The organism is Nocardia sp. NPDC047654 (genome assembly GCF_043205035.1).
In the GTDB taxonomy this organism is placed as follows: domain Bacteria; phylum Actinomycetota; class Actinomycetes; order Mycobacteriales; family Mycobacteriaceae; genus Nocardia.
Genome location: NZ_JBIDDF010000013.1, coordinates 22,977 through 34,367, shown reverse-complemented (window position 1 = coordinate 34,367; position 11,391 = coordinate 22,977). Strand labels below are relative to the sequence as shown.

9 protein-coding genes are annotated in these 11,391 nt (G+C 69.3%); 2 read left to right on the top strand and 7 right to left on the bottom strand.

From position 1 onward, the window contains the following. Nucleotides 1-125 precede the first annotated feature (125 nt). Nucleotides 126-1,541 carry an argininosuccinate lyase gene (gene argH, locus ACGF7Y_RS26690; RefSeq protein WP_393238003.1) on the top strand — a complete coding sequence of 472 codons (1,416 nt, stop codon included), beginning with the start codon at nt 126-128 and terminating at the stop codon, nt 1,539-1,541. A 669-nt stretch (nt 1,542-2,210) separates the two neighbouring features. On the opposite strand, the gene ACGF7Y_RS26685 is transcribed toward argH, so the two are convergent. Then, nucleotides 2,211-3,473, bottom strand: coding sequence for a hypothetical protein (locus ACGF7Y_RS26685; protein WP_393238000.1), 1,263 nt, complete (start codon nt 3,471-3,473; stop codon nt 2,211-2,213). A 123-nt stretch (nt 3,474-3,596) separates the two neighbouring features. On the opposite strand from ACGF7Y_RS26685, the gene ACGF7Y_RS26680 reads away from it, so the two are divergent. Beyond that, nucleotides 3,597-3,920, top strand: coding sequence for a multidrug efflux SMR transporter (locus ACGF7Y_RS26680; protein ID WP_040866129.1), 324 nt, complete (start codon nt 3,597-3,599; stop codon nt 3,918-3,920). 130 nt (nt 3,921-4,050) lie between these two features. On the opposite strand, the gene ilvA is transcribed toward ACGF7Y_RS26680, so the two are convergent. From ilvA to ACGF7Y_RS26650, 6 genes are all read right to left on the bottom strand, one after another. Then, nucleotides 4,051-5,271 (bottom strand): threonine ammonia-lyase, encoded by a 1,221-nt coding sequence (gene ilvA, locus ACGF7Y_RS26675; protein ID WP_393237998.1) that lies wholly within the window; start codon nt 5,269-5,271, stop codon nt 4,051-4,053. A 377-nt stretch (nt 5,272-5,648) separates the two neighbouring features. Next, the gene (locus ACGF7Y_RS26670; RefSeq protein ID WP_357041899.1) at nt 5,649-5,999 is read right to left on the bottom strand and encodes a hypothetical protein; all 351 of its coding nucleotides are present in this window, start codon (nt 5,997-5,999) and stop codon (nt 5,649-5,651) included. 301 nt (nt 6,000-6,300) lie between these two features. Further along, on the bottom strand, nt 6,301-6,876 hold the full coding sequence (gene idi / locus ACGF7Y_RS26665; protein ID WP_393237995.1) for an isopentenyl-diphosphate Delta-isomerase: 576 nt from the start codon (nt 6,874-6,876) through the stop codon (nt 6,301-6,303). Continuing rightward, on the bottom strand, nt 6,873-7,745 hold the full coding sequence (locus ACGF7Y_RS26660) for a geranyl diphosphate 2-C-methyltransferase (protein WP_393237992.1): 873 nt from the start codon (nt 7,743-7,745) through the stop codon (nt 6,873-6,875). Before ACGF7Y_RS26660 ends, idi begins: the two co-directional genes overlap by 4 nt. A 41-nt stretch (nt 7,746-7,786) precedes the next feature. After that, nucleotides 7,787-9,319 (bottom strand): family 2 encapsulin nanocompartment cargo protein terpene cyclase, encoded by a 1,533-nt coding sequence (locus ACGF7Y_RS26655; protein WP_393237989.1) that lies wholly within the window; start codon nt 9,317-9,319, stop codon nt 7,787-7,789. A 14-nt stretch (nt 9,320-9,333) separates the two neighbouring features. Next, the gene (locus ACGF7Y_RS26650) at nt 9,334-10,740 is read right to left on the bottom strand and encodes a family 2B encapsulin nanocompartment shell protein (protein ID WP_393237986.1); all 1,407 of its coding nucleotides are present in this window, start codon (nt 10,738-10,740) and stop codon (nt 9,334-9,336) included. Between the last annotated feature and the right edge of the window lie 651 nt (nt 10,741-11,391).

Sequence of the window (11,391 nt, the reverse complement as noted above, 5' to 3'; positions counted from 1 at the left end):
CGTAAGACCATGGGTGACTCGCCGGGTACGTCCAAAACCCGAGTGGCAACCCGCACAGGACCTGAACGCGAACCCACCGGTCACCCGACTGGTACGGCCTGAAATTCGGAGAGGCGGAACAGCGCATGAGTGGCGGTACGAACCAAGGCGCGCTGTGGGGCGGGCGATTCGCCTCCGGCCCGGCCGAGGCCATGGCCGCGCTGAGCAAGTCGACGCATTTCGACTGGGCGCTGGCCCCCTACGACATCCGCGCCTCGAAGGCGCACGCGCGGGTATTGCACAAAGCGGGCCTGCTGTCGGACACCGATCTGTCCGGCATGCTGGACGGGCTGGACCGCCTCGCGGCGGACGTGGCCTCCGGCGCGTTCGGCCCCGTCGAGTCGGACGAGGACGTGCACGGCGCGCTGGAACGCGGCCTCATCGAGCGGGTCGGCGCGGAGCTCGGTGGACGTCTGCGGGCGGGACGTTCCCGCAACGACCAGGTGGCCACGCTGTTCCGGATGTGGCTGCGCGACGGTGTGCGCCGGGTGGCCGCGGGCGTGCTCGCGGTGATCGACGCGCTGGTCGAGCAGGCCGCCGCGCACCCGGACGCGGTGATGCCGGGCAAGACGCACTTGCAGGCGGCGCAGCCGGTGCTGCTGGCGCACCATCTGCTCGCGCACGCCCATCCGCTGCTGCGCGACCTCGACCGGCTGCGCGACTTCGACCGCCGGGCGGCGGTGTCGCCCTACGGTTCCGGCGCGCTCGCGGGTTCCTCGCTCGGACTCGACCCGGAGGCGATCGCCGCGGAACTGGATTTCGACGCGGCGGCCGCCAACTCCATCGACGCCACCTCGGCGCGGGACTTCGCCGCCGAGGCCGCGTTCGTGCTGGCCATGATCGGCGTCGACCTGAGCCGGATGGCCGAAGAGGTGATCATCTGGAGCACCCCGGAGTTCGGCTACGTCACACTGGCCGACGCCTGGTCGACCGGCTCGTCGATCATGCCGCAGAAGAAGAATCCGGACGTCTCCGAGCTGACCCGCGGCAAGGCGGGCCGGTTGATCGGCAACCTCACCGGCCTGCTGGCCACCCTCAAGGCGCAGCCGCTGGCCTACAACCGCGATCTGCAAGAAGACAAAGAACCCCTCTTCGACTCGGTCGCGCAATTGGAACTGCTGCTGCCGGCCATCGCGGGCCTGGTCTCGACGCTCACCTTCCGCACCGACCGGATGGCCGAACTCGCACCCGCCGGGTTCACCCTGGCCACCGATATCGCCGAATGGCTTGTGCGCCAAGGTGTTCCGTTCCGGGTCGCGCACGAGGCGGCGGGCGCGTGCGTGCGCGCCGCCGAGTCCCGCGGCGTCGGCCTCGATGAGCTCACCGACGAGGAGTTCGCCGCCGTCGACCCGGCGCTGACCGGGAAGGTGCGCGAGGTGCTCACCGTGCAGGGGTCCATCGCGTCCCGCGACGCCCGGGGCGGCACGGCCGGTGTTCAGGTCGCGGCGCAACTCGCCGAGGTGCGTGCGGCGGCGGTCGCGGCGCGGGACTGGCTGGGCTGACGCCGGTCGGGTTGGGCGGCCGCCGGATTCGAATCAGTTCGCCGCCGTCGGCCCGGTGCTGGCCACGGGCGCGTCAGGCGTTCATCGAGCAGGGATTTATCGCGTTTCGCGACGCTTGGGGCGGTACGGCTGGTCTTGAGGTCGCGGCGCAGTTCGCCGAGGTTGGTGCGGCAGCGGCGCGGATCTGGTTGGCCGACGCCGACTCGGCTGGGTCGATGCGGGTCTGTCTGGGCTGACATCGGTCGGGGAATTCGCTGCCGTCGACGCCGCGCTGACCGGAAGGTTCGCGAGGTGCTCATCATGCGGTGATTTTTCGCGTTTCGTGTTGCCCGGGGCGGTACGGCCGGTGTTCAGGTCGCGGCGCAGTTCGCCGAGGTGCGTGCGGCGGTGGCCGTGGCGCGGGACTTGCGGACCTGATCCCGGTCTGGTTGGACCGGTAGGGCCGGTGTTCAGGTCGCGGCGCAGTTCGCCGAGATGTGTGCGGCGGTGGCCGTGGCGCGGGACTTGCGGACCTGATGCCGGTCTGGTTGGACCGGTCCGGGTCGTCTCGGACCGGTGCGAGTCCGGTTGAACCGGTGCTGGTTTTGACCGGTACGGGTTTGGCTGGACCGGCGCCGGCCGGGCCGGACCGACGCGAACCCGGCCGGTCGGGAATCGCTGTCGGCGAACCTAGGCGGTGACAGTGATATCGGCGCCGCTGAACAGCAGATCGCTGCGCCGCCGGCTACCACTGGAATCCGGCAGCAGGTCGGCCTCCGGCGCCAGCTCGCGCAACTGCCGCAGAAATACTTCGACGGCCAACGTCGCCATGCTTTTGCCGGGGCACACGTGTCTGCCGAAGCCGAAGGTCAACGGCAACTTACCGGTCCCGTCCAGGGCCAGGCAGTCGGGGAAGGCCTCCGGGTCACGGTTGGCCGCGGCGAACAGCGCGAGCACCGGTCCCGCGGGCAACCGCGTGCCGCTGGACAGCACGACCGGCGTCCTGGCCTGACGTTTCCACGCCACCAACCCGGGATCCAGTTGCAGGATCTTCGCCGCCACCCGGGTGCCGCCGTCCGGCTCGGTGAGCAGGTCCCACCAGGCGCGGTCCGGATCGCCGAGCAACCGCTGGACGCCTTGCTGGATGCTGCCGCTGACCGTGTGCACTCCCGCGGCGAGCGAATTCGCCATGGCGGACACCGCGATCCGATGGGAGAGCCCGGCGTCGCGCAGCCTGCGGGCGAACCCGGTCGCCTCGCTGCCCCGGCCCTCCCGCACCGCCGCGCCGCTCACCGTGAACAACCAGCCGAGCGCGCTCACCGCGTCGGCCAGTTCGCGTCCGCGCATCACCCGGCCGAGCAGTCCCGATTGCGCTCCGCTCCAGGCGGCCACCTGCGGCCAGTCCGCGGCGGGCAGGCCGACCGCCGCACCGACGGTCCGGGCCGCGTAGCCGATCGATAGCGCTGTCACGTCCAACGGACCCCCGGTGCGGAACCCCGTATCGCGCACAGCCTCGTGGAAGTACTCGGCCATCGCCGCGGCCCGGGCGGGACGATCGGCCGGGGAGATGGTGAAGTGTCCCGACGGTCCGGCCATGGTGTTCCACACACGCTTGTGCAACCGGTCGTCGGCCAGGTTGGCGGTCGCCTTCGCGGGCGGCGGGATCAGGTGCCGGACGAACGGCGGGATGGCTCGCGGTGTCGCGGCGATCCGCGCGTAACCCACGAGCGGGTCCAGCGAATTCGCGTTGGAGATGCCCGGCGTGGCCGCCTCCAGCACCTCGCGCACGTCGGCGTACTTCCAGATCATCCGCAGCCCGGACCGATGCGCGTAGCTCGGCTCGGGCCACTCGTGCAATCGCCGATACCGTTCGTCGCGCTCGGCGTACGGCAACTCGTTGCACGTCACCTCATCGAACGGAAAACCGGTTACCGCAACGCCCGAGCTACACATCGGCCGATCGTATCGACGCGCCGGCCACGGCGACCGGGCCGTGAATCCCCGGGGCTGGGGAGCGGCTGCGCCGGTGGCCGAGTGCCGCTGTGCCTGCCGGGTAACTCTGGCTACGCTGCGAAAATGACCTTGCTCCTGCTCGCATTGGCCATCGCTTCCGAGGTGACCGCGACCGTCTCGCTGAAACTATCCGACGGATTCGCCAAGCTCGTCCCCTCGATCGTGGTGGTCGTCGGCTATTGCGCCGCGTTCTTCTTCCTGGCCCAGGCGTTGAAGCGGGGCATGCCGATCGGCGTGGCCTACGGCATCTGGTCGGCGGTCGGTGTCGCCGCGATCGCCCTGATCGGCGTGCTGTTCCTGGAGGAGCGGCTCACCCTCGTGCAACTCGGCGGCATCGCACTGGTGATACTCGGCGTACTTGCCTTGGAACTCGGGGGAGCGCACTGACTTCTCCCGCGACGCGCACCGGTGGCACAGGGCTGCGGAATTCGGCGAGTAGATCCCTCGGCGATGTGCCACTCGATGGCGGCGGGCGTGGGCAATCGAAGTGCCCCGTCGCCCTGCGGGTGGCAAGCGGTCAATCCGAAACGCGGACCGCGTATCCGGCGTTCGCGAGGGCGGTGAGTACGTCGTCGCGATGGTCGGAACCGCGTGTTTCCAGCGTGAGCGCTACCTCGACCTCGTCCACCGCCAGCCAGGTCCCGGTGCGCGAGTGCGCCACGTCGACCACGCTGGCGCTGGTCTTGCCGATCACCGCGAGCAGCGCCCCCAGCGCACCCGGGCGATCGGAAATCGTCACGCGCACCGCGAGGTAGCGGCCTGCCGCGCTCAGTCCGTGCCCGATCACCCTGGTCAGCAGCAACGGGTCGATGTTGCCGCCGGACAGGATCGCGCAGACCGGCCCGCGCAGGCCGAGTTCCTCCGGCGTGCGACTCATCAGGGCGGCGACCGCCGCGGCGCCCGCGGGCTCGACGATCAGCTTCGCGCGTTCCAGACACAGCAGCAACGCCTGCGACAGGGCTTCCTCGTCTACCGTCACAATGCTCGAAACATGCTGCGCCACGTGGGAGAACGGCACCACGCCCGGCTGGCCGACCGCGATGCCGTCGGCCATCGTCGCCATCCGTTCCACCCGGACCGGACGCCCCGCCGCCAGCGAGTCCGGCCAGGCGGCCGCTTCCGCCGCCTGTACCCCGATGACGCGCACGTCCGGCGCCAGATGTCGCAGCGCGACCGCGACGCCGGCCAAGAGCCCACCGCCGCCGGTGGGTACGAGGACCGTCCCCACCTCCGGCAACTGCTCCGCGATCTCCGTGCCGACGGTGGCCTGACCGGCCACGATGTCGGGATGGTCGAACGGGTGGATGAGCGTCGCGCCGGACCGGTCGGCGAACTCCAGCGCGGCGTCCAATGACTCATCGATGGTCTCGCCGACTTGGCGAACCTGCGCCCCGTACGCCTTGGTGGCCATCAGTTTCGGCAGCGACGCCCCGATCGGCATGAACACCGTCGACGTGAGGCCGAGCGCCGCCGCCGACCACGCGACCCCTTGCGCATGGTTACCCGCGCTCGCGGCCACGACGCCGCGTTCCCGTGCCTCCTGCGGCAGATTCGCGATCCGGTTGTAGGCGCCGCGCGGCTTGAACGAACCGGTGCGCTGCAAGTTCTCACACTTCAGCCACACCTGGGCACCCGTACGTTCGGACAGCACCCGCGAGGCCAGCAGCGGTGTGCGCCGGATCACCGGGGCGAGCAGCCGCGCGGCCGCCTCGATCCGGGACATTTCGACCGACTCCATACCGTCATGCTGCCATTCGGCACGCGGGGGCCGGAGGCAACCGCTCACGCGCTCGAAGGCAGTGTGGGAGCGTCACCGCCGATTTCTGTGCGCGGGGCTACTTGCTGAAGTCCGCGTACCGGTGGTGGACGAGCGGGACGCGTGCGCGATCGTCACGGAAGCGGTCGAGGCGGACGAACGCGATCGGCCCGAATCGCCCGGACATGGCGGATCCGTGGGTGCAGATGCCCGCTGAGGTCGGTGTGACAGTGGGTAGACGGTGTGGCCAGGACGCCGAGCGACCGTCACTGCTCACCGTCTGCGCGAGCCGGGGCGAGAGTCCGCCACACCGCCCCGCCGCACACCGGCCCGCTGCGAGCAGGCGGCGCTCGAACGGGTCAGGCGGCCACCGCGGTGGCGAGCTTGCGCAACTCGGTGTCCGGGTCGGCCACGTCGACCACGAGCCGTGTGACATCAGCGCCCGCCAAGTCGATACGGATGGCGTGCCCGTCGAAGCGCGTGTCCCAGAATTCCTTGCGGCCCTTGCCGCGGAATGTCCCGGCCGCGATCACGCCGGGGAAGAAGGTGCCGGGCGTGCGCACCCACGGCGGGCGGCGGTCGACCCCGGCCACGCCGAGCGCGGTGATGTCGGACAGGTCGAAGGTCAGCTGGTCGCGCAGCGCCAGCAGTTGATGGGTACCGAGTACGTGCACTGTCACCGTCGTTCCGGTGACTTCGAATTCCACCATCACGCACCTCACTTCACCGAGAACTCCTACAACGTCAACGATGCCGAACGGTCCTGGCCGCAGCCTGTGCCGTTCCTTTGAGTTCTCTCAGTTTCCGTCCATGGTGTTACAGAAATATGCGCATCTATGGATGTGCCCAGGTCCGCCAGGCAGGGCAAGAGGGGGCAACTCGAACTCGACCTGCAACACTGCCGGGAAGGGAGGCCCTCCCGAACGCCAAAGCTGGGCCGAGGCAGCCGCGCGGCCGCAGCCGATGATGCGCTCGACTGCCTCGGACCGGAAAAGTGCTGAACGCCGCCGATCAGGGGGCTGAGATTCTTCCGGCCTGCGCGTGCTCCGCGACGTCGAGGACACCGGCCAGCCACGGCGTATAGGCGTCCGGATTGTCGGCCAGCGCGTCCCGGAGGGCGTCCGGGTGGATCCAAGCGAAATCGGCGACCTCGGCCGGGTCCGGGCGAGGCGCGCCGATGTCCAGCCGCCCGATCAGGACGTGGTCCCATTCGGACTCGACGCGCCCGGTGCGGGGGTCCGCCGCGTGGTAGCGGTAGATCCCCGCCTCGGTGAGCGCGATGGTCAGGCCCATTTCCTCCGCCAGCCGCAGGCCCGCGGCGGTGGCGACCGGTTCACCCGGTGCGGGGTGGCCGCAGCAGGTGTTGGCCCACAGCGACGGGAACCTGGTCTTCACCGCTGCGCGCTGCTGCAGCAGCACGCGGCCCGCCGAGTCGAACAGCAACACGGAGAACGCGCGGTGCAGCCGTCCCGGGGCCAGGTGGGCCTCCGCCACCGAGCACGCGCCGACCGCGCGGCCCACGTCGTCGACGAGCTCGACGGGCAGGGCCTCGCGGTCGGTGTGCGGCTGGGCGAGGGCGTCGGTCACCTTCCCACCTTATCGGCGGCTATGAGCAGGTACTGGAAGCTGCCCTCCCGATAGGCGGTCAGGAACGGCTTCTCGACACCCGTGGCGAGCTCGGATTTCGTGCGCAGCTCCCAGTACGGGATGGTCGCCGCGGTGAGGTCGGTCACGGCGATGGGCACCAGGTTGTTCTCGGCCATGGCGCGGAAGTACTCGCTGCGCGGATGGATCATGCAGCCGTAGTGCGCGTCGATCCAGCTCACCGAGGACGACCGGCCACCGGTCACGTCGTTGGAGCAGCCGGTGATGCACACGTAGCGCCCGCCCGGCTCCAGCAGCCGGGAGAACTCGCGGAACAGATCGAACAGGTCCACGTACATGGTGGTCTCATTGGTCCAGATGCCGCGCATGGAACCGGACTCGAAGCCGGTGTCCAGCATGTTGCGGAAGTGGAACCTCACCTTGTCCGCGACGCCGCGATGCACGGCCTGGTCGTTGGCGAAGCCCACCTGATACTCGGAGATGGTCACGCCGTCGACCTGACAGCCGAAGCGCTGATTGGCCATGAAGCTGGTGCCGCCGCGGCCGGAGCCGCCGTCCATCAGCCGGTCGCCGGGCCGGACGTCGCCGAGATGGTCGAGCAGGAGATCGGCCTGTGCGGTCTCCAGTCGATGCAGTTCGGTGACGAGACGTTCTTCCCGGGTGTCCTCCGGACCGGTCAGCACCGTCAGGTCCGGGTCGCCGATGCCGTAGTGATGGTGGTAGAGCCCGTCGACCTCACCGAGTTTGGTGTTGACCCGGTCGTCGTTCGGGTTGTTGTTCCAGTACGCGGCGACGGACTTCTGGTAGCTGGTACGCAGAACGGTCCCGGTCTCCGGGTTGAGCATGGTCATGCGAGATCATCCTCTCTCGGTGCGGTACTGCTTCATTGCTTTCACTGCGGGTCGCGATAGCGTTTGCTGTCGGCGTGCCAGGCGCGGTTTCCTCCCATCCACGCCCACAGGCCGGTGAGGAAGCGGCGTAGTTCCGGCGACCCCGCCGCGGCCAACGGCGCCGCCTCCCGTTCGAACCGGTGCACCAGCTCGTCGTGCACCTCGGCGGTGCGCAGCACGGCCTCGCGGCGCGAGCAGCGCTCCTCGGCGGCGAGGACGGTCGGCAGATTGAACTCCCTGCCGTTGGAGAGGTCCTCGCGAGCCATCGAGTACAGGTCGTTGACCATCTGGCTGGCCAGCGCCGCCGTGGTGACGACGCGGCGCACCGCGGGGGCGGTGTATTCCGCGGCCTCCAGCTCGTAGCCGCCGACCACGTCGGTCGGCGCCATGCACGGCAGGAAGCTGTGCGGTTGCCGGTTGGTGAGGTACTCCCATACCGGCGGCGTCCGCCCGGCCGCGCGCCAGCCCGCTTCCGCACCGAGCGCGATGAACCAGCCCGCTATCTCGGTGCGCAGCCGGGCCAGCTGCGCCGGGCGCGCGTAGCGAGCCATATGGTCGAAGGACGTGCGAAACGCGCGCAGGATCGGGTCGGCCTCGAGGGCCGCCTCGAGTTCGGCGACGTAACGCGCGGGAAGGTGGACCGGATCCATGGCCGCGGCGGCCAATTCGAGCCGGGGACCCAACTCCGCCTCGGCGCTGGAGGGGGTGCCGTCCGGAGCCCGGTCGTCGGCATCCTCCTCGCAGTAGTAGTCGTCCACCGACCATTCCGAGACCGCGCACTTCGCCGCCGCCAGCAGGCGGTCGGCGTCGTCGCAGTCCGGGTGGGCGAGCATGATCAGCCGGCCGAAATCGGCGTCCCGCAGTTCGTCCAGCCGGCCCTCGTACAGTCCGATCTCTTCGGCCCAGTCCACGATCCCGTTGTTGACCGCCTCTGCGAGCGCCGGATCGTCCCGCAGCGGCGGCGGGCAGTACAGCGGTGGAATCGGATCCGGGAGGTCCCGGTCCACCGTCGCGGTGCCCGGGCCGCTCGGCCCCCGCGGAACGAGTGCGGGACCGCGAGCGGAGTCCGACCCGGTTCGCGGGGCGGGCGCCGCATGCGTGGCCGTACGTGGCGTTGCGGCGATGCTATGTCGTCCGAGGTACGCCGACGCGGTGCCGAGCCCGGTGGGGCCGGCCGGAATGCGTGGCGCGGTCGGCAGCGGTGTCCGTCCCGCCACCGGAATCGGTCCCGGCGCTACCCCCACTCCGCCGGTGGCGGCCGCCGGGGCGGCGGCCGGTGTGACGGCGGGCGTCGTGGCACGGTCCGGGCTGCTCGGAAGCAGCAGGGCGGCGGCACCCAGGCCGGACGGGCCGAGCAGCCCGCGAGGCGTCGCACCCGACGATCCATCCGAAGACGAAATACCCTTCGGCGCAGTTGCTTTCGGTGAGAAGAGCTCGGACGGAGCGGTCGTCCGGGTGTTGGTGAGTAGCGCGACGACCGTGGCGGCCACCTCATCGGTGGCATGCGCCGCCGCGGCGCGGGAGAGCACCGACATGCCCATCACCCCGGTCAGTCGGCCTGCCGGGCGACCAGGACGTTGCCGAGTACGCCGAGGGCATCCGGTACCAGGACGGCCGCCGAGTAATAGCAGCTGACCAGGTAGGAGATGATCGACTGGTCATCGATGCCCTTGAAGCGCACGTTGAGGCTCGGCTCGTATTCGTCCGGGATCCCGGTCTGGTGCAGGCCGATCACGCCCTGGTCCTTCTCTCCGGTGCGCATGGCCAGGATCGAGGTGGTCTGGGTGTCGCTGATCGGGATCTTGCCGCAGGGGAAGATCGGCACGCCCCGCCATGCGGGAACGCGGTGCCCGTCCACCTCGACCGGGTCGGGGTAGAGCCCCCGCTTGGTGCATTCGCGTCCGAACGCGGCGATCGCCTTCGGATGGGCCAGGAACAATTTCGTGCTGCGCCGCATGCTGAGCAGTTCGTCCATGTCGTCCGGGGTGGGCGCGCCGGACTCGGCGTAGATGCGCTGTTTCAGGTCGCAGTTGTGCAGCAGGCCGAAGTCGGGGTTGTTGACCAGGTCGTATTCGCGTCGTTCGTAGAGCGCTTCGATGGTCAGGCGCAGCTGCTGCTCGACCTGGTTCATCGGGTCGTTGAACAGGTCGGCGACGCGGGTGTGCACTCGCAGCACGCTCTGCGCGAGGCTGAGTTCGTACTGGCGCGGGGAGGCGTCGTAGTCGACGAACGTGCCTTCCAGCAGCGGCTCGCCGGAGTGACCCGAGGCGACCTCGATGTCCGCCTCGCCTTTGTGGTTCTGCGGACGCGTGGGCGCGGAGGCGACGCGGGAGAGTTGCTCGCGCAGTGCCGGAGCGCTGTCGATGAACTCGGTCAGCGATCGCCGCGGAAGGACCAGCATGGTCGTCGGCGTGATCGTCTTGATCGTTACCGGCCAGATCGCCGATGGCTCGGTGAGTATCGTATCGCCGAAGAAGTCACCGCCACCCAGGATTCCGAGCTTCGTCTGCTCGCCGTACTCACCCGACCCGATCTTGCTCAATTTACCGTGCACGATCAGCAGAACCTGATCCATCGGATTTCCGAATTCCGCTACTACAGTGCCCGGTTCGAGGTCGCGCTGTTCGAAACGGTCTGCGAGGCCGCGCAACACGTCCTCGTCGTCGAAGCCGCGCAGTGCCGGAAGCTCCTGCAATTCGAGGGGAATGACCCGAGCCGTCGACCCGTCGATGACGAATTCCACCTCACCATTGCCCACCGTGTGGGTCAGGCGGCGGTTCACGCGGTACACCCCGCCGTTGACCTGCGTCCATGGCAGCGCGCGCGTGAGCCACCGCGAGCTGATGCCCTGCATCTGCGGTTCGGATTTGGTGGTGTGCGCGAGCAGGCCGGCAGTGCTGGTACTCAGGCTCTTGCGCACGTTGTTTTCCGTTTGGACTGGCATTTCTATGGTCATGCGTGGTCCTCACCTCGAGACGGCCACCGAGACATGGTGACGGGTTTTGGGGCAGGGGAAATCGAGAAGTCGTCGATAGTTCAGAGTCGCTGGGTGTTCACATCAAACAGCAGGCGGGCATGCCCGCGGAGAGCTCATCGAACGAAATTGCCTACGCGCCACGGCGTTCCAGACATGTTCGATGGTAGACGCCGAAAGCGGCTGTGCGCAGGAAAATTTCGAAGATCGTCCCACCGGCCCGCGGATGGTCACGACACGCGGTCGATTCCGGTAACGGCGGGTGGCGTTGCGGAGCTATCCCGCAATCGCGTTCTAGTAGCGAAGAATTAGCTGTCATACGGCGCGGCCTCCTGGCCTCCCGCCCCCGGCTCGTTCCACGCTCATGCCGATCGGTCCGAGAGCCGGGACGATCCATCGGAGCCGCGCCGGGTGGTCGCCGAGGACGTCGCGTCCGGCCGCGGAAAGCGATGAGACGTTCGGCCGAAGCCGGGCGTGTAGTGTCGCTCCTCGGTCGAGTCGGGTAGGTGATCACGTCCCGAACGGACACCGGCCCCTACTCGCTACGCGGGAGTCGGCCGAGGCGGCGCGCGCACTGTCGCGCCGGGCGGTTCGGTTCCCGGCGGCTCGAGCGTCCGCGGGGGTGTGCTCGGG